15 protein-coding genes are annotated in these 20,387 nt (G+C 33.9%); 6 read left to right on the top strand and 9 right to left on the bottom strand.

Translation table 11 applies throughout. The features are described from left to right. Positions 1-154: 154 nt before the first annotated feature. Together AC1Q7L_RS12845 and AC1Q7L_RS12840 are read left to right on the top strand one after the other, a co-directional pair. A complete protein-coding gene (locus tag AC1Q7L_RS12845) occupies positions 155-964 on the top strand; it encodes a glucose 1-dehydrogenase (protein WP_492306273.1) in 810 nt (269 codons plus the stop codon). Between the two features lie 322 nt (positions 965-1,286). After that, positions 1,287-3,941, top strand: coding sequence for an MGH1-like glycoside hydrolase domain-containing protein (locus AC1Q7L_RS12840; RefSeq protein WP_492306272.1), 2,655 nt, complete (start codon positions 1,287-1,289; stop codon positions 3,939-3,941). Between the two features lie 10 nt (positions 3,942-3,951). Here AC1Q7L_RS12840 and recO read toward each other — a convergent pair whose 3' ends face one another. From recO to AC1Q7L_RS12820, 4 genes are read right to left on the bottom strand one after another with little or no spacing between them, the layout of a single operon-like run. Beyond that, positions 3,952-4,638 (bottom strand): DNA repair protein RecO, encoded by a 687-nt coding sequence (recO, locus tag AC1Q7L_RS12835; RefSeq protein WP_492306271.1) that lies wholly within the window; start codon positions 4,636-4,638, stop codon positions 3,952-3,954. Next, complete coding sequence (gene porZ / locus AC1Q7L_RS12830) at positions 4,638-6,920, bottom strand: type IX secretion system anionic LPS delivery protein PorZ (RefSeq protein WP_492306270.1); 2,283 nt, start codon at positions 6,918-6,920, stop codon at positions 4,638-4,640. Before porZ ends, recO begins: the two co-directional genes overlap by 1 nt. A 1-nt stretch (position 6,921) precedes the next feature. After that, a complete protein-coding gene (locus AC1Q7L_RS12825) occupies positions 6,922-7,872 on the bottom strand; it encodes a bifunctional metallophosphatase/5'-nucleotidase (protein WP_492306269.1) in 951 nt (316 codons plus the stop codon). Further along, complete coding sequence (locus AC1Q7L_RS12820; RefSeq protein WP_492306268.1) at positions 7,872-8,630, bottom strand: 5'-nucleotidase C-terminal domain-containing protein; 759 nt, start codon at positions 8,628-8,630, stop codon at positions 7,872-7,874. The genes AC1Q7L_RS12825 and AC1Q7L_RS12820 overlap by 1 nt, the downstream gene beginning before the upstream one ends. Before the next feature lie 195 nt (positions 8,631-8,825). On the opposite strand from AC1Q7L_RS12820, the gene dapA reads away from it, so the two are divergent. The 4 genes from dapA (at position 8,826) to AC1Q7L_RS12800 (ending at position 11,762) form a co-directional block, all read left to right on the top strand. Further along, positions 8,826-9,698: a 4-hydroxy-tetrahydrodipicolinate synthase gene (gene dapA, locus AC1Q7L_RS12815; RefSeq protein ID WP_410692881.1), complete on the top strand. Its 873-nt coding sequence runs from the start codon at positions 8,826-8,828 to the stop codon at positions 9,696-9,698. A 240-nt stretch (positions 9,699-9,938) separates the two neighbouring features. Further along, positions 9,939-10,442, top strand: coding sequence for a GNAT family N-acetyltransferase (locus AC1Q7L_RS12810; protein WP_410692882.1), 504 nt, complete (start codon positions 9,939-9,941; stop codon positions 10,440-10,442). A 296-nt stretch (positions 10,443-10,738) separates the two neighbouring features. Beyond that, complete coding sequence (locus AC1Q7L_RS12805) at positions 10,739-11,320, top strand: helix-turn-helix domain-containing protein (protein ID WP_410692883.1); 582 nt, start codon at positions 10,739-10,741, stop codon at positions 11,318-11,320. Then, positions 11,313-11,762, top strand: a complete 450-nt coding sequence (locus AC1Q7L_RS12800) for a response regulator (RefSeq protein ID WP_492306267.1) — start codon at positions 11,313-11,315, stop codon at positions 11,760-11,762. The genes AC1Q7L_RS12805 and AC1Q7L_RS12800 overlap by 8 nt, the downstream gene beginning before the upstream one ends. 613 nt (positions 11,763-12,375) lie before the next feature. Here the strand turns inward: AC1Q7L_RS12800 and recG are convergent. From recG to AC1Q7L_RS12775, 5 genes are all read right to left on the bottom strand, one after another. Continuing rightward, positions 12,376-14,460 (bottom strand): ATP-dependent DNA helicase RecG, encoded by a 2,085-nt coding sequence (gene recG, locus AC1Q7L_RS12795; RefSeq protein WP_492306266.1) that lies wholly within the window; start codon positions 14,458-14,460, stop codon positions 12,376-12,378. 89 nt (positions 14,461-14,549) lie between these two features. Next, the gene (locus AC1Q7L_RS12790; RefSeq protein ID WP_066751721.1) at positions 14,550-15,083 is read right to left on the bottom strand and encodes a thioredoxin family protein; all 534 of its coding nucleotides are present in this window, start codon (positions 15,081-15,083) and stop codon (positions 14,550-14,552) included. Positions 15,084-15,127: 44 nt separating this feature from the next. Then, positions 15,128-16,639 (bottom strand): peptide MFS transporter, encoded by a 1,512-nt coding sequence (locus AC1Q7L_RS12785; protein WP_492306265.1) that lies wholly within the window; start codon positions 16,637-16,639, stop codon positions 15,128-15,130. A 154-nt stretch (positions 16,640-16,793) separates the two neighbouring features. Next, positions 16,794-18,548: a peptide MFS transporter gene (locus AC1Q7L_RS12780; protein ID WP_410692886.1), complete on the bottom strand. Its 1,755-nt coding sequence runs from the start codon at positions 18,546-18,548 to the stop codon at positions 16,794-16,796. Between the two features lie 133 nt (positions 18,549-18,681). Next, positions 18,682-20,337, bottom strand: coding sequence for a peptide MFS transporter (locus AC1Q7L_RS12775; RefSeq protein WP_492306264.1), 1,656 nt, complete (start codon positions 20,335-20,337; stop codon positions 18,682-18,684). Between the last annotated feature and the right edge of the window lie 50 nt (positions 20,338-20,387).

Here is a 20,387-nt window from a genome sequence, read left to right as displayed (position 1 = left end):
AGGAGCGGGCTTTAGCCCGTTCACAAAAAAGATAAATTCCAAAAGGCTTTAGCCAAAACCTATTATTTCTAAACTTTAAGAAAAATTTAATTATAAAATTTCCCGTTTGGCGTGATACTTTCTGCTAACTTTGAGTAACATCAAATAAAAAAACATGGAAATATCACTTCGTAATCAGGTGGCAGTCGTTACCGGAGCTTCAAGCGGAATAGGAACAGGAGTCGCCAAATCATTGGCATCAGCGGGCGCAACAATTATTGTGAATCATTCTTCGGAAAGGTCTACAGATGAAGCCAAAGCTGTTTTAAAAGAAATTACAGATGCAGGAGGAAACGGAATTACCTATCAGTGTGATGTTTCCAAGGAAGACCAGGTGGTGAAAATGTTTCAGGATGTAGTTTCACAATTCGGAACGGTTGATATTCTCGTTAATAACGCTGGGGTACAAAAAGACGCCAAATTCACAGAAATGACGCTTGATCAATGGAATACCGTGATCGGAATCAATCTTACAGGTCAGTTTCTTTGCGCAAGAGAAGCCATCAAAGAATTTCTTCGCCGCGGAATTGATCCTATACGATCTATTGCCTGCGGAAAAATCATTCATATCAGTTCGGTTCATGAGATTATTCCTTGGGCGGGGCACGCGAATTACGCTTCGAGTAAAGGGGCGATCAGAATGTTGATGCAGACGTTGGCCCAGGAATATGGAGCAGATAAAATTCGTGTGAATTCCATTTGTCCTGGTGCGATTCAAACGCCGATCAATAAAGACGCTTGGGGAACTCCGGAAGCGTTGAATTCTCTTCTTAATTTAATTCCCTACAACAGAATCGGGCAACCTCAGGACATCGGAAATCTGGCTGCATTTATAGCGAGTGATCTCGCAGATTACATCACAGGAACAAGTATTTTCGTAGATGGCGGAATGACGACTTTTGAAAGTTTTTCTACGGGAGGATAAATTTTTGGCGCACATTTCCGGCTTTCACTACTCGCTTTTTTGTGCTCTTGCATTTTCCGGGGCTTACAAAAAGAGCTCAGACAGGCCGTTCAATCCGGGGCGCATTGCAGTCGAAGTAGAGATAGTAGGTATTTGAATGTCAATTGTGAAAAGTGAATTCACTTCGTTTGTCAATTTTTTATTCGTACATTAAATTCACAATTCATATCAAAAATAAATTGACCATTCATTTCATCACACAAAGTTTAAAATTGACAATTGACTTGCAAAGCAAAATTAACCATTCACCCTTTAATCAATTATCATTAATCATTTATCAATTATGAAGGAAAAAGAAAGATTATCCGACATTACATGGAAAAAATGGGGATCATATGTCAGCAACCGCGAATGGGGATTGGTACGCGAGGATTACAGCGAAAACGGTGATGCATGGAATTATACCAACCATGATTCAGCAGAAGCAAAAACCTACAGATGGGGTGAAGAAGGCATTTGCGGAATCTGTGATGATCTGCAAAAGCTCGTTTTTTCCGTAGGATTTTGGAATAAAAAAGATAAGATGGTGAAAGAACGTTTCTTTGGCTTATCAAACGGGCAGGGGAATCACGGTGAAGATGTCAAAGAATATTTTTATTATCTGGATGCAACGCCAACGCATTCTTACATGAAAATGCTGTACAAATATCCTCAAAATGCCTTTCCATACGAAGATTTGGTGCAGACAAATGCAACAAGAAGTAAAGAAGAAACAGAATACGAATTAATCGACACCGGAATTTTTGACCAAAATGAATACTTCGATATTTTTATTGAATATGCAAAGGAAAGCCAGAATGATATTTTGGTAAAGCTTACGATTATCAATAAATCTGAAAAAGAATCACCTTTAATTATTCTTCCAACAATTTGGTTCAGAAATACATGGAATTGGGGATATGATGATTATAAACCTCAATTAAGTTCGGAAGAATCTACTTCAATAAAAATTGATCACAAAGATTTAGAAACAAAAAATGTATACGCAAAACAGTCTTTAAAAACATTATTTTGTGACAATGAAACTAATAATGAAAAGCTTTATCAATGTCCTAGGGAATCAAAATACAGCAAAGACGGAATCAATGATTTTGTGATTAATGGAAATTCTCAAGCCGTTAATCCAAAAGATATCGGAACGAAAGCTTCATTTTTTATTGACGAAAATTTTAAAGCTAAAGAAACCAAAGTATTTGAATTCAGACTTTCAGATAAAGATTTAAAACAGCCTTTTGAAGATTTTGATAAGATTTTTACTTCAAGACAAAAAGATGCAGACGAATTTTACAATGAAATTCAGGAAGGAATAAAAACTGATGATGAAAAGCTAGTTCAACGACAGGCTTTCGCGGGAATGTTGTGGAACAAAATGTTTTACCACTACAACGTTGAAAAATGGTTAAAAGGCGATCCTTCAGAGGTCAATCCATCAAAATCCCGCGAAAAAATCAGAAATTATGAATGGAAGCATCTCAACAACGAACATATCATTTCAATGCCCGATAAATGGGAATATCCGTGGTATGCGACTTGGGATCTGGCTTTTCATACGATCAGTTTTTCTTTAATTGATCCCGGTTTTGCCAAACATCAGTTAAAATTATTTCTTTTTGAATGGTACATGCATCCAAATGGTCAACTTCCGGCGTATGAATGGAATTTCAGTGATGTGAATCCTCCGGTTCATGCCTGGGCGGTTTTTAGGGTGTTTAAAATTGATGAATATTTAAATGAAAAACCCGATCTGGAGTTTCTGGAAAGTGCTTTTCAAAAACTGTTGATGAATTTTACGTGGTGGGTCAACAAAAAAGACAACAACGGGAATAATATTTTTGAAGGTGGATTTTTAGGACTCGATAATATCGGAGTTTTTGACAGAAATATGCCACTTCCAAACGGTGAAGAACTGGAACAATCGGACGGAACAAGCTGGATGGCAATGTTTGCGCTAAATATGATGAGAATTGCCCTTGAATTGGCACTTTACAACAAAGTATACGAAGAAATGGCGATGAAATTCTTTGAACATTTCCTTTCAATTGCCAATTCCCTCGACAATATGGGAGACGAATGTTTCAGTCTTTGGGATGAGCAGGATGAGTTTTTCTACGATGCGCTTGCAGCTAATGACGGAACTCATATGTATTTGAAATTGAGAACAATAGTTGGTTTGATTCCAATGTTCGCTGTTGAGGTTATTGATGACGAAATGATAGAAAAACTTCCCAATTTTAAGAAAAGAATGAATTGGGTGCTTGAAAATAAACCTGAGTTGGCTTCTTTGGTTTCCCGTTGGGAAGTGAAAGGTCAGGATTCCAAACATTTACTGTCACTTTTACGAGGACATCGTTTGAAGAGATTGTTAAGCAGAATGCTCGATCCGAATCAGTTTTTAAGTGATTACGGCGTTCGTGCTTTGTCTAAAGAATATGAAAAAAATCCTTATCAACTCAATTTAAACGGAACAGATTATTCCGTAAAATATACTCCGGCAGAAAGTGATAGCGGACTTTTTGGAGGAAACAGCAATTGGCGTGGACCGATCTGGTTTCCGATTAATTTTTTAATTATTGAAAGTCTGCAGCGGTTTTTCTTTTATTACAGCCCGGATTTTATGGTTGAATATCCTACAGGAAGTGGGAATTATTCAAATTTAGATCAAATTGCGGATGCTTTAAGTAAAAGATTATCTAAGCTATTTTTAAAAGATGAAAATGGAAACCGACCTTTTAACGGACAATATCCAAGATTTCAAACTGACCCTGATTTTAAAGATTATATTTTATTTTATGAATATTTTCACGGAGACAATGGCCGTGGAGTAGGAGCTTCTCACCAAACGGGATGGACTGGTTTAATTGCAAAAATTCTTCAGCCAAGATTTACAAAAAAGGAAATTGCTGAATCTGAGACGGAAATGCCGGATGATGCAAAATAGGAAAGAAATTTTACTCAAAAATCTGTTGAATAACTTCTAAGGAAGTTGGTGTCCTAAAATCGGTAATATGATAATGATAGTACACCAAAACACTATCCAGAAAGTTTTTTCTTAATGATGAATGAATTTTTATCTGATAAGGATCTGCAGAGGAAATAATATTTTTCCAAATCAATGATATTTCTTCATTGAAAAGGTGATGAATAGAATTAAAGGAAAAATTTCCTGTTTCAGGATCTAAATATTTCCCGTCATCAAGCAAAGGCGCCACACCCTGAATTTTTAAAATTTTAATTAAAAATATTAAATGAGACTGGTAATTTTTTTGCGTTAATTGATCCGTAAATTCGTCAATACAGAAGAAAATATTTGGATTTTTATTTTCATGTCTTAAAACCTGATTTAAAAAATCTGATACGAAAAATATAACAGTATTCGCTTTAATATCGGTATAAATATCGTTGTTTTTGGTCAGTTCAAATTTAGAAACCGACTGAATGCCGTTACCTCTTCCTGTATTTACAGAAAAATTAAGCTGATTTAATGGCAGAAGCAAAGCTTTCTTCTTATTTCTTTTGGTGTAAACTCCTTTTAAGAAATAGGTCTGAAAGCCATCATCTTCGGTAAAACAATGCAAGACAGCATCATTTTCGCCATATTTTATAAATGAAAGTAAAAATCCGTTTTGAGAATTCATTAATTAACTACAGCTATTTTTGCAGTAGCTTTATCAGAACCATCTTCATTGGTCATTAGTACAAAATAAATCCCGGAAGCTACTCTTGATCCTCTCATATTGTTAAGATCCCATTCGTAGTAACCACCTCTTGCAACCGCTGAATGCACTACATTTCCTGCAACATCTGCAATTCTGATATTTGTTTTTTCTGCTAAACCTTTAATGGTAACTTTTCCTTTAAAGTTTGAATAGACCACAGGATTTGGGTAAACTACTACGTTACCAAAATCAGATGTAACATCTGCTACATCGCCTTGATAAACCACAATTCCGTCGTATGATGCAAAATATACTTTTCCTGTTTTTTTATCAACTTTAATGTCTGTAATACTGTTTGTTGGCAAAGGAGAGTTTTCTTTTGTAAAATGTTTAATAGTTTGCTGACCGTCTGCTGATAAATAATATACACCACCGCCATCTATAGAAACCCATTTGTGATCTCCGGCATCTACTTCAATCTGTAAAATTTGCAGATCTCTGAAAAGCTCTTCACCCAATCCGTTTTGTTCGATAACAATGGGTTCTGCTTGAGGATCAGCTTCTTTAATTGCCGTTGTTGCATTAGAGAGTACTCTTATTCCGCTGTCTGTACCGATCCATGCGTCACCTGCTTTGTCTATTACAACAGAAAGTGAGCCTCCATTATTTGATGGTAAGCCGTTTGACGGATCAATAATATAGTCTACATCATCTGAAATACTAGGTGTTTTTTTATTATCGTATACAACTAAGCTATTTAATCTTGGAGTTGGTATCCACAACAGTCCCTCATAATAGTAAGGTTTTTGAGCGGCTCCACTTGAAGAGGTTGTATTTTTAACAATAAAATTATCTGTTGCCCTGTCGTAAGACCCTATTGCTGTTGCTGTACCGGCAGTTGTTCCGTTTCCAGAGAAAGCAATAGATGTAAATAAATTATTTTGATCATCATAAACCAGCCCCACTGGACGACGATCCTGATTAATTACACCACCAAGATCATAATATTTTGTGAAAGCAAAGTCTTTACTACTTGCATTATATTTCATTTTATAAATACCATGTCCTGTAGAATTATTATAGTTGGTGAAAAATACATCATCTGGACTAGCAGGATCTAATACAGCATCTAGAACATTAAATCTTGTCGTACTTCCTATAAAATATGAAGAATAGATCCATTCCATTCCATTAAAGAAATAGAAGCCTGGATTTTTGGAATTATTTATGGGAGTATTAAATCTTGATTCTCTTCCTCCAGTTGAAACAACAATTTGATTATTCTCATGTAAACTAATTTTATAAGCATAGTTCAGATAAGGACCATCCGGCTTAAATGTATTGTTTGTCTCATTTTTTATACCAGATAATATGGTTCCACCATAAACTCTTCCTCCAACGGTGGTTGCCGTATTACATTCTTCTCCAAAACTTGAAACTGTACCTGCAGTTCCGTTTGTATTAAAAGAATATATTCTCGCCAAGTCTGTTACAATAATATTATTAGCATTTACAGCAACATCATGAACATTTGTAAATGTCTGTCCAATAGGTGTAGAAACACCATTATTATAGATGTAAGAAGTGGTTGGTGATGAAAATGTAAGTACAGATTCAGAATCGATATGCGTGAAATTTCCTGGCATTTCCGTTACCCAAGTTGTAAATACCGGGAATGTGGTATTCATTTCGTGGGTTTTTAATCCTGTATTTGTTACAGAATATACTTTATTTCCAAACAAAACAGCTTCATTACTTGCCTGATAAACTCCTCCTGTTAAGAAGAAAGCGGAATCATTGAATTCCTTCTTTTTTAAATCAAATATAGAAACTCCATATCCTACAGAAACGACAGCTTTATCGCCTGTAATTGAAATATGATTAATTTTTTTACTTCCATTATATCCTGTTGCAATAGGAATATCTACAACATAAGTCACTCCGTCTGGGGTAACAACATCCAAAGATCCGTTTTGATAACCTATAAGCCCAACTTTGGTTTGTGGATTATAATCGAAAGCCGTTATTTTTATCTCATGTAAGCCATTTGCTTTAGACAGCTTGGTAATTTCTCCTGTGGAAATTGTATAGTAGAAAAGTCCGTTTTCTGCAGCGGCAACTATTTTTCCGTTATCTTCTTTCATGGCGATGACGTTGTTATAGGAAAACAAATCTGTCCATTTTTTTGAAGAAATAGTTTGAGCATTTACCAATTGCAGGGATGCTAAAATACCAAGAGAAACTATAGAGAATTTTTTCATATTATGCTATTATAGAGCTGTCTATTGCCTGATTGTTCCAGGAAATATGTTTTACATTTTTATTTGAATCAAAAAAGAAATCTATTCTGCCTAAAAGAAGACCTGCCCAACCAACTTGATTCACCAAAACATTTTTACCCTGTCTGTTGGTAAAAGTTTGAGGTTCTGGCAAGAAAGTGTGTGTATGGCCGCCTAAAATTAAATCAATATTTTCAGTTTTGGCTGCTAAAATTTTATCACTTATTTTATTAGGTTCGTCTTTGTAATCGTAGCCGATATGTGAAAGGCAAATCACAAGATCACATTTTTGTTCGTTTTTAAGGAAGTTTGAATAATGTTGGGCAACATCAACAGGATCAGAATAAACTGTTCCTCCATATTGTTTTTTGCCAACCAATCCATCCAACTGAATTCCGACACCGAAAATCCCGACTTTGATTCCATTTTTGTTGAAAATCTTGTATTGGGAAGTTTTCCCGTCGAGAATTGTATTTTTAAAATCATAATTTGAACAGATAAAAGGAAATTTTGCATTAGGCAAAACCTTTAAAAATCCGTCTAAACTATTATCAAAATCATGATTTCCCATTGTTGAAGCGTCATACTTCATCATGGACATTAATTTAAACTCCAATTCACCTCCGAAAAAGTTGAAATAAGGAGTTCCCTGAAATATATCACCTGAATCAAGAAGCAAAAGGTTACTTTCCTGATTTCTGATTTGCTGAATTAAACTTGCCCTCCTCGCAAAACCTCCCTGATTAGGATTTTTGGTATAACTTGCATCAAAAGGCTCTATTCTGCTGTGTTGATCGTTGGTGTGAAGAATCGTAAGTTTATTTGCGGATTTTAAATCAATAATTTTTAATTCTTCCGCCATCATCATATTGGGAGCTAAAGCCATTGCTAAAGTTCCGCCACCTATTGCTTTTAAAAACTTTTTTCTATCCATTACTTCTTACCAATAAAATTTAAACGAACATCTGTATTTGCTACAACTTCAGGATTTTTCTTAAAATAATCAATAAATAAATCTCTCATTTTAAGTCCTGTAGGAATGGATTCTCCTTTTGCGAAGAATTTCATATTGTCTCCACCCAAAGCCAGATAATCAGACGTTGCGATGTAATAATCCTGAGTTGGATTTACTGCTTTTCCGTTGATTAAAGTTTTGATTGCCTGTCCGTTTTTTGTTTCAATATACAAATGAGAAACCGGATTATTAACCTGATGTTCAGCGTAATAATCAAAAAGTCCTTGTAAATCCGAACCTTTCATCTTTACGATAACCACTTCATTTTCAAACGGCATTACTTCGAACACATTTTTCAAAAAAATATCGCCCTTGCCAATCGTTGTACGGATGCCTCCGATATTGATTAACGCGGCATCTACGTTTTTATTTAGTTTTGATTTTGCCCAAACATCAGCTCCATCGAATGTATAGTCTGCTAAAAGATTACCTAAATTACTATTGTCCCCTTGCTTTGTAAGATCAACATTGGTGTGGGAGATTTTTTGATTCATCTCTTTATCCAATTTTTGCTTATAAGGTTCAATAATTTTTACAAACTCCTCATCATTCTTTAGCTCATTATTAATAGAAATGTTTTTCTGAGTCTTCACATTCGCCACCTGCAACGGAGAAACCGTCTTACAAGCGGAAAGTGTAGCCAGAACAATTCCTAGTAACAAGAATTTATTTTTCATATGCAGCATATTATTTTTTATTAAGGTCATATGTAATCACCACTATTTATAATGTTTTTGTCAACAATTTCAGTCATAGCGATTTCATAATATCTTTTAGTATATGCAAATATAATTATATGTATAATAAAACATTATTATTTATTATAAATTCTTAGCTTAAATTATTAAATTTGGCAAAAATAATTCTAACAGATGAGCATTTTAAAAGGAGTAGGTGTGGCGTTGGTGACACCCTTTAATGAAGATTTATCCGTTGATTTCGACAGTTTAACAAAACTTGTTGAATATAATATCGAGAACGGAACCAATTATTTAGTTGTTTTAGGTACTACAGCAGAAGCTGCAACGCTTTCTGATGAGGAGAAGAAACAGGTGGTAGATCATATCATTAAGGTGAATAGTAAACGCTTGCCTTTGGTGTTGGGAATTGGCGGAAATAATACGCTTGAAGTTAAAAAACAAATCGAGGAAACAGATCTTTCAGCTTTTGAAGCTGTACTTTCTGTGTCTCCATATTACAATAAACCTAATCAGGAGGGGCTTTATCAACATTATAAAGCGTTGGCTTCTACAGGAAAAAATATCATTATTTATAATGTTCCTTCAAGAACGGGACAAAATGTTGAAGCAGAAACAACTTTACGTTTAGCAAATGAATTCCCGAATTTATTCTTAATTAAAGAAGCTGCACCGAATATTTTACAGTATTTCGATATTTTAAGAAAGAAGCCTGAAGGTTTCAATTTGGTTTCCGGTGATGACGAATATACGCTTCCTGTAACCTTAGCAGGTGGAAATGGTGTTATTTCTGTGATCGGACAAGGCTATCCTAAAGAATTTTCTACGATGGTGCAGTTGGCATTTGACGGAAAAGTAAAGGAAGCATACGAAATCCACAACAAATTAGTTGATATCACCAGATTGATTTTTGCTGAAGGAAACCCTTGCGGAATTAAAGTTATCTTGGCAGAAAAGGGAATCATTAAAAACTATTTAAGACTTCCTCTTGTTGCTGCTTCAGAAGGACTTTATGCAAAAATTAAAGCTGAAATGGCGAAAATATAAAAGTGAATTGTTAATAAGTCAATTGTGAATTTAATAACTTACTGTTTAAAATTTATAATTCGCTTGCAAAGCAAAATTGACAATTGACAAAAATATATAATAAGGTGAAAGGTTTCAATACTTTTCACCTTTTTAATTAAGTTCTTCGCTGAGTGAAACGCCTTTGCGAACTTAAAAGCATAAAGTATTTTAAAAAAAACTTTGCGAACTTTGCGTTTAAAAACATCAAAATTTAAAGTCATGAAATTGATAAAAGCCACAGAAAACGATATTCCAATGATTCAGGATTTGGCAAGAAGATCTTGGGAAAATGCTTATGCGGAAATACTTTCTAAGGAGCAAATGGAATTTATGCTGAGTACAATGTATTCTCAGAAAGAAATTGCCAATCATATGCAGAATCCGAATTACCATTATTTTTTAATTCAGGATGAGAGTAATGATTCATTTGAAGGTTTTATCGGATATGAAATCGGATATGAAAAGGAAACAACAAAACTTCACCGTATTTATCTAATTCCGGAAAGTAAAGGAAAAGGTTTTGGCAAAAAAGCCTTAGAATTTTTAAATAAAGAAGTTTCCGAGAGGGGAGATAAGAGGATTATTTTGAATGTGAACAAGTACAATTCTGCGAAAAAATTCTATGAATCTCAAGGTTACAAAGTATATGATGAAGGAGTTTTCGATATTGGTAATAATTTTTTCATGGACGACTATTTAATGGAGTATTTAATTCACAAATAAATGACTTAAAATTCTGTAACATTTCATTGTAATTCTATAACAAGTGATATCAGTAATTATTTCATCTTTGTAATAGAACCAAATCACTTTACAACAATACATTCATATGCTTGGTTATAAGCTTTTTTAGCTTTCTATCAGTATATTTTTTTTCATCCTTAGTGTTTAAATTCCTGTATTCAACAATACAGGAGTTTTTTGCGTTTATACAAAAAATCAAGATTTTTATCCCTATATCACTTTTAATTGAAATAAAGTATTATATTTACTAAAAAAATCGACACACTTATATTAGGATGAAAATGTATGTAAAATTTGATTTCAATGCTCTTTGTAAAAAGATTTTGGATGAAAAACTTAAGGAACATGGTTTGAAATATCGCTTGCTGAATTTTGGAGAAGTAGAATTTTATGAATCGCTTACCCAGGAACAGCATACTATTTTTAAGAAAAATCTTGAAGATTACGGTATAGAAATTATTGAAAGCCAAAGAACGGCTTTGGTACAAAAAATAAAGGATGCAATTGTAGAATTGGTTTTTTCGGAAGAAATGATTCCGGTGAAAGCTTCTATTTATATTGCCGAAAAGCTGAATCACAGTTATGGATATCTGTCTAATCTGTTTTCTGAAGTAAGTTTTACTTCCATAGAAAACTTTATTATCCTGCAAAAAATTGAATATGCCAAAGAGCTTATCATCAATAATAAGCAGAGTCTGACGGAAATTGCCCATAAACTTAACTATTCAAGTGTTGCACATTTGAGTACGCAGTTTAAGAATATGACCGGTGTTACGCCCTCTCAGTTTCAAAAAATTATTGTAAAGAGAAGAAAGGCGCAGAGCCTTATCAGCAATACCAGAATGCAGTATGAATAGGGAATATTTGAGTGTAATTTTGGTAGATGATGATGAAGGAAACCGTATTCTTTTTAAGAATATTTTTAAAGAGTTAAAAATAGGAGTTAAAGTTCAGAGCTTTGGAAACGGAGCAAATTTAATGGAATATCTGAATAGCAAAGAAGCCCAGATTCCTGAGATTTTATTTATGAATTATCATATTTCTCAGAAAAACAGTCTGGAATGTATTTCAGAAATTAAAACAGATTTTAGGTTTGATAATATGGTGACCGCCATCTATTCGGAAAATTTATCCGAAAATGAAGTGGAGGAGATCTTTGTAAACGGAGTCAATATTTTTATTAAAAAGAAGGACGATTATAATGCCATGAAAAAGGTACTTTCTGAGGTGATCACAATAAACTGGCAATATTATACGTCCGGACTTAATAGAGATAATTTTATCATGAAAGTATTATAAATAAAGGCTTTAAGTAATATATTTTAAAATTAATTTAATCGTATTTATTGCATAATATTCACACAAAGGTGAAAATTTTGTAACGAATAATTAAAATAATATAAAACCTTTTCCGTAGTATATCATCACTTTTGTAAAAGCAATTTTTAACACAATGTTTAGATATAAAAAAACATTAAATGAATGAAATAATTGTTTCATCAAGAAACTAAATTATATAAATCACAATGTTAGTTAAAACAAAATGGGTTATATGAATTTCCAATTTTAGAAGCGAAGAAGATCTTTAAAAAAACGGTACAATCATGAAAACTCAAGAGTAGTTAAAGGAAAATATATTCGTTTCATTTAAAAAAAATCCTTTAACGAAAAACGGTTAGTTTTTATAATAAACAAGTTGGAAACATAATTCATTTTGTTTTTTTCAATTTATTTTAATAGTTATAACTAAAAAATTACTTCAGGTAATAAGTATAAATATTTTCACACCAAATCACAAGATATTAAGTTATAACTATTAAAATATTTTATTAAAAACGGTACAAAATAATTTCTTCAAAATAACAGTTTTATAAGGGGGAACCGCGTTAAGAAAAGTCTTTTCGCGGTTTTTTTATGAAATTTTACTCCATTTATTTTTGCCTTTGTAATATCTCACATAGTAGTTTTTGATCACGAGATTTTCAGGGCTTGCTAACATTGGATCGGCTTCCAGAATTTTTTCCACCGCCTTTTTTGTGGCTTTTATAATCGCAGAATCATTTACCAGATCCAGTCTTTTAAAATCTATGACACCGCTTTGTTGAGTGCCTAAAATGTCTCCGGGACCACGAAGTTGCATATCGACTTCTGAAATTTTAAAGCCGTCATTAGTCTCCGTCATCGTTTTGATGCGGGTTCTGCTTTCTTTGGATAGCTTGTCGGAAGTCATCAGAATACAATAACTCTGTTCGGCGCCACGGCCAACACGACCTCTCAGCTGATGAAGCTGTGATAAACCAAATCTTTCTGAGCTTTCAATCACCATTACCGAAGCATTCGGAACATTTACCCCAACTTCAATTACAGTCGTTGCAACCATTATTTCTGCTTCTCCTGATGCGAAATAATTCATGGCAGCATCTTTTTCCGCAGGTTTCATTTTACCATGAAGCATGGAGACTTTGTAGTCCGGAAAAGAATTCATCACATGATCAAGACCTTCCATCAGATTTTTATAATCCAGCGTTTCAGATTCTTCAATTAACGGATACACAAAATAAACCTGTCTACCTTTTTTGATCTCATCTCTGCAGAAATTATACACAAAAGCCCTATCTTTTTCACGTCTGTGGGCTGTAATAATTGGTTTTCTACCAACAGGCATTTCATCAATCACAGAAACATCAAGATCAGAGTAAAAACTCATTGCCAGCGTCCTTGGAATAGGAGTAGCAGTCATCACCAAAATATGGGGTGGAATTTTATTTTTAGCCCAAAGTTTAGCTCTCTGAGCAACACCAAATCGATGTTGTTCATCAATAATTGCTAAACCAAGATTTTTAAATTTAACTTTATCTTCTAAAACAGCATGAGTTCCTATTAAAATAGAAAGTTCACCATTTTCTAATTCTTCATGAATAATTTTCCGTTCAGAAGCTTTGGAAGAACCTGTTAAAATACGAACGTTGATATTTGTCTCTGCCAATAGCTCTCTGATACCGTTAAAATGCTGTTGAGCCAGAATTTCGGTCGGAGCCATCAAACAGCTTTGAAAACCGTTATCCATTGCTATCAGCATGGTTAATAGAGCTACCATTGTTTTTCCAGAGCCTACATCTCCTTGTAAAAGCCTGTTCATCTGGATTGGCTTTTTCATGTCTAAACGAATCTCCTTTAATACTCTTTTTTGAGCATTAGTGAGTTCAAACGGAAGATTATTGGCATAAAAATCAGTGAAATGAACCCCAACTACAGGAAATGGATTTCCATGAGATTGGGTTTTATGATGAAGTTTTTTTAATCCAAATCCTAATTGAAAAAAGAAGGATTCTTCAAACTTTAATCTATTATTGGCTTTCTCAAAATGTTCCAGATCTTTCGGAAAATGAATATTTAAATATGTATGTTGTCTGGACATAAATTTAAACGAATTCATCATGTAATCCGGAAGATTTTCCTGTATCAGATTAGGAATTTCTTTGCAGATGTTTCTTAAAACCGTCTGGAAAAATTTTTGGTGCAATCCTCTTTTGGTAAGCTTTTCTGAACTTGGATAAATCGGTCTTAAACGGTTGTCGTTTTCTTTTCTTTCGTCAATTTCAATTTCCGGATGTGGCATTGAAAATTGATTATTGAAAACATTAATTTTACCAAAAATATAGATCTCGCGATTGATAGGAAGCTGTTCCACCATCCATTTCGAATACTGAAACCAAACCAGATCCATCATTCCCGTATCATCATTGAATTTTGCAGACAATCTTTTTACTTTTCCTGTCTGGATTTCCTGAACACTGGTAATTTTTCCTTTTAACTGAATTTCAATACTGCTTTCCTCAAGGTTAGCAATTTTATATACTTTATTTTTGTCAATATAACGGGTCGGGTAGAAGGTAAGAAAATCTTCCACGGTAGAAATTCCCAACACATTTTTAATGAGTTTGGCTTTTTCAGGACCGATTCCTTTTACGTATTCGATGGATGTTTCTAAAGTCATTTAAAAGAAGCAACGAATTTCGTGAAAATTTAGAAATTAAAAAAGCTTTCAATATTTGAAAGCTTTAATTTTTTTAATCTTTTATTTTTTTAATCTTTTATTTTAGATTTAAATTTCTTCTGATAATCCTCCCATTGTTGTCTGGTTCGGATTTTTTTATATAAATCTTTTGAAATTAATTCTAAATAAGGTTCCAGTTCTTTTGCGGATAATTCTCCCTGCAGAATGGTAATTGGGCCACCTTTTTCATCCAGAAAAACAGTACTCGGAACTGCTGAAACATTCATGTATTGAGTGAATTCATGTAAAGAATTTCTTCCTTTTTTCTGCTCTGTATTAGGATTTGAAAATGTTCTGTCAAAAATTTCAACAGAATTTTTTTCCTCGGCATTAAACTTTACAGGATAGTAATTTTGATTTAAAATATCAGCAATTACTTGGTGTCCGTATGTATTTTTGTCCATTATCTTACATGGAGCGCACCAATCTGCATAAAAATCGACCAATATTTTTTTTGGATTTTCTTTTTGAGCTTTTAAAGCTTCTTCAATAGTCATCCATTTTACCTGAGCAAAGCTAAAACTTACTATAAATAAGAGGAATATGCTTATAATTTTCTTCATAATTTGGTATTTAAATAATAAAAATAAGCATAATTTCCTTATTTTTATTTTACTTCCTGCATTAATTTTTTAACGAATGGGGAGATCAAAATTAATACAACTCCGGCAATTATAGCGTATAATCCTAATTGTTTATATCCATCAGTGTAAGTGATTAAAGCATCATAGTTGGTAGAGCCTTCTTTTGCTGTCGCCAAGCCTGCTCCAATGATTCCTGCAACGTATTGCCCGTAAGCTGATGCTAAAAACCACATTCCCATCATCATTCCCTGAAGATTTTTTGTGGAAAGTTTGGTCATGATTGATAATCCGATAGGAGAGAGACAAAGCTCACCCAAAGTGATAACCAATAATGCGATTGTAAAGAAGTTCAATGAAGTGATTCCCTGTAAATTAGCAAATAATTTCGTTGCAAATAATACGTAATAACCAAGTCCAAGGAAAATAAATCCAAGTCCAAATTTAATGATCGTGTTGGGTTCTATTTTTCTCTTATTCAACCAAATCCAAAGCAAACCGATGATCGGAGCTAAGAAAATGATGAAAAATGCACCTCCGGAATTATTAACACCATTCGGGTCTAATCCTAAAAGGTCTTTATTTAAATTTTTAGCAGCAAAAATACTTAATGAACCTCCACTTTGTTCGTAAATACCCCAGAATAGGATAGAAAATAAGATGAAGACCAATGCAGCCAAAAGTTTTTTACGTTCTGCAGCGGTTACTTTTGTCATTTCATAGAAAAGATAAATCAACGTAAGTGGTCCGATTGTGTACATAAAATAGTCTGTATACTGCGTCTTTGCAACCATTACCATAATAATCGGAACGAAGATTAATGATAAAACATAAACTCCATACTCCTGCCATTTTGGAATTGGGGCAGATTTTATTTCATTATCTGGATGCCCTGGCTGAAGTCCAATTGTTCCTAAACTTCTTTGGGTAAAAACAAAGTTGATCAAACTTATTACCATTACAATAGCAGCTAATCCGAACGCTACATTCCATCTCATCGTTTCAGAGATAACATTTCCTAAGATTTCTCCTTTTCCTATAGCAATACATAAATATCCTCCAAGCAAAGCTCCCAAGTTGATTCCTGCATAAAAAAGTGAAAAACCTGCATCAGCTCTTGAGTCATTGGGTTTGTAAAGCTGACCAACCATTGATGAAATATTTGGTTTAAAGAAACCTGTTCCTACAACGGTAAATGCGATTCCAAGGAAAAAGAATTTGTGTGGATCTGTTGCTAAGATTAAACTTCCGACAATCATTAATAATCCACCCCAAAACAAAGATTTTCGGAATCCCAATATTTTATCGGCAAATAAACCACCAATAAATGTGAAAGCGTAAACAAATGCTTGCGTCGCACCATATTGAAGATTGGCTTCTTTTTCGTGGAAATTAAGTTGTGAGATCATGAAGAATACCAACATTCCGCGCATTCCGTAGAAACAAAAACGTTCCCACATTTCAGAGAAAAATAAGCTCCATATTTGTTTTGGATATTTTCCTTTGAAATCTTGTATTTCATCTAAAGTTAAGCTCATAATTGTATATGATAAGTTTGTATTTAAATTTGCTTTCAATTAATTTAATTTGTGACGCATTGCGTCACAAATTAGAATTATTTGATAAAGAACACACGAAAATAAAAAAAACCTCCGACTTAGCAGAGGTTTTAGTTATATTTTATTGATGCATTTAGTTTACACCGTGCATCATTTTCTTTAAGATTGGTGAAATTAAAGCCAAAATTACAGCAGCAATACCACACAATACAACGAATACCATGAAGAATTCGAATAAGTTGTGGATTTCAACTCCTACAAAAGTTGGATTTGCCAAAGGTAACTGAGCTTTTTCAAAAGCAGCAACCTGATCAGCATTTAATGTCACTTTTTTATCTAAAACATCTTGAAGATTTACTCCGATTTCCTGTGCTTTAGAGAATTTATCACCAGTTGCAGGGATCAATGCTCCTAATGAACCTGCCAAGGCATAACCAGCAGCATTAGAAATAAAGAATACACCATATAATAATGAAGCAAATCTTTTTGGAGCCAATTTACCTACTAAAGATAAACCGATTGGAGATAAACAAAGTTCACCACAAGTTTGGATGAAATATAAAAGCATTAACCATTTGATAGCTAATAATCCTGAGTTTCCAAGATCTTTTACGTTATGTGCGATAATGAAATAACTTAAAGCAATTAAAGCAAGACCCATTGCCTGTTTCATTGGAGAAACCGGTTCTTTTCCTTTTGCTCTTAATTTATCCCAACATAAACTGAAAGGAACTGCCAATAATACAACGAAAATACCGTTGAAAATCTGAACCATTGACGGTGGCATATTCCATCCGAAAATGCTTCTGTCAGTTTGATTATCTGCGATAAATGTTAATGAAGATCCTGCCTGCTCGAAAGCTGCCCAGAAGAAAATAATAAAGAATGATACGATATAAATTACCCAAATTCTTTGTCTTTCTATCTTGTTTTCAGCAGAACTCATAATTAAGAATGCCAAGGCAATACCTGCAGCATAAATGAAAGGATAAATAATTCCTTTGATTAATTGCCCCATTTCTACAGCTTTAAACCCAAATTCACCAACAAGTAAATATCTGAAAACGAAGAATAAAACAACGAAAATACCTCCAGTAATTCCTAATGATGCTCCAGTAAATTTTGCTGTCTGAGTTTCACCTTCTTCAAAATCTTCACTTGTATTATTTTTTGGTAATCCACCGATAGGTCTTCCTTCCGGCGTTACTACATATTTGTTTTTAAGGATAAAGAATGTTATTGTTCCAACTACCATTGCAATTGAAGCAGCTAAGAATCCCCATTTAAAAGCAAAAATATCTCTTACTCCTGTTGTAGCATCTTTTACGTCTCCTACGTAAGGACAAATGAACTGTCCAAGGAACGCTCCAATATTGATTCCCATGTAGAAAATCGTGAAAGCAGAGTCTAATTTTGATTTTTCCTGTTTAGGATAAAGACTTCCTACCATTGAGGAAATGTTCGGTTTGAAGAATCCATTACCAAAAATAATAACGAACAATGCCAGCCACATAATTGTTTTCGCGCTTCCTAAATCTGCGGAAAAACTTGAGGCACTGATGAATAATAAGAACTGGCCAATTGCCATTAAAGATCCACCAATAAGGATAGCATTTCTATTTCCGATATATTTATCAGCAATAAAACCTCCCAAAAGCGGAGTAAGATAACATAAAGCTAAAAATCCACCATAAATGATTGCCGCATCAGCTTCTTTTATTAATAGGGAATTTACCATGAAAAGCGTCAAAAGCGCTCTCATTCCGTAAAAGTTGAAACGCTCCCACATTTCGGTTCCGAAAAGTACCCATAATCCTTTTGGGTGTCTGGAACCTTTTCTTTCTACAAATTCATCCGGTTTCGGACTTAATGCTTCAGTATTATCCATTTTTATTGTTAATTTTTGTTAAGACTGACAAATATAGTTTTTTTTGTGTTTTCAGCAAGGTTTTAATTTTATATTTAAAGAAAAAAGCTGCAGAACAGATCTACAGCTTTGATATTCTTTATGAAGATAAGGATTAATGCCCTTTTTCTTTCATGATTTTGTTTAATCTTTTTAGCATAGAAAGGCCTAAAAGTGTGGCAAATATCAGTAAAGCAAAATTGACAAGGAAATAATTCGCTTTGTTATCGTAGTTGTACCACGTACTTGCTAAAATTCCTGATAATTTGTTTCCTACTGAATTGGCAAGGAAGAAACCACCCATCATTAATGCCGTTAATCTTGCAGGAGATAATTTAGACACAAAAGATAATCCCATTGGTGAAAGACAAAGTTCTCCGATTGTAATCACTCCATATCCGGCAACTAACCACAATGCTGATACTTTTATGGCTCCGTTTTCTCCGGCCATCACCGCCAATACCATGACGAGACAAGATAATGCCGAAATAAATAATCCCAAGACAATTTTTGTTGGTGTTAAAGGTTCTTTTCCTTTTCGTCTTAATAAAGCCCAGAATCCTACGACAACAGGCGTCAATGCAATTACCCAAAACGGATTGATAGATTGGAATAGTTCTGTATTGTATAAGTAAACTTCATTTGGACCAGTTCCTCCCAAAGCTTTGCGGTCTAAATCTGAAATATTATTAAAATAAATATCTTTTCCTATTGTTTTTATGGGTTTTCCATCTTTATCTTTTTGAGATTGGTACTGATCATTATATACAGGAACTTCTTTATCTTCATAGCTTTTTCGTTCAACCATATAAATATCCTCTAAAGGTTTTTCCATAGAAGCAGGAACGCTTCGGTCTGTATAATAATTGGCCCATCTCGTTAAAGCTGTTCCATTTTGTTTAAAAACTGCCCAAAAGAACATGCTGATCATAAATACAGATAAAAGGGCTCCGATAGAGGCTTTTTCTGCAGGTTTGGCTTTAAAGTAAAGTGAAGCATAAAAGTAAATAACAGGAATACACGCGAAAATAAAGGCATCTGTACTATCGCTTCCAAAGATATTTCCAGGAATAAACCATCCGATCACCCCAGCAATAATTGCGGGAAGAAAAACTTTAAGCAAAATTTCAGAAAGCTTGGTATCACCTTCTTGTACAGGCTTCATCTGAGCTGCGTGAATGTAATGTTTTCTACCGATTGTAAAAATGACCATTCCAATTAACATTCCAACTCCGGCGGTGATGAATGCTTCACCCCAACCGAATTTATTTCTCATGAAAGCCGCAATAATGTTGCAAATAAACGCTCCAATATTGATTCCCATGTAAAAAATATTGTATCCAGAGTCTTTATTCGCTTTATAAGGTTCTTCTGAATATAGATTTCCTAATAACGTAGAAATCGTTGGTTTAAAGAAACCGTTTCCGATAATAATTAAAGCTAAAGATCCGTAAAACAAAGGAAGTTCTTTAAAAACTCCCATCCCAATATATCCGGCTGCCATTAAAATTCCACCCAAATAAATAGATTTTATATATCCTAAAACTCTATCCGCCAAAAAACCTCCGATGAAAGGAGTCAAATAAGTCAAAGCGATGTAAGTTCCGAAAATATCGTCTGCGGTTTTGTCGGGAAGTCCGAGTCCGCCCTTCATTCCGGTAGGTTCAATAACATAAAGCACAAAAATTCCGAGAATTAAATAGTACCCGAAACGTTCCCACATTTCAGTAAAGAAGAGGAAAGGCAACCCTTTAGGATGTTTAGTCTTCATAGTTTCAAATTTCAATTTTCACAAATATAGAATTTTAAAAATAATAATCG

Source organism: Chryseobacterium sp. GW823-FHT05E08, from assembly GCF_058795655.1.
This window is presented reverse-complemented; position numbering and strand designations above follow the sequence as displayed.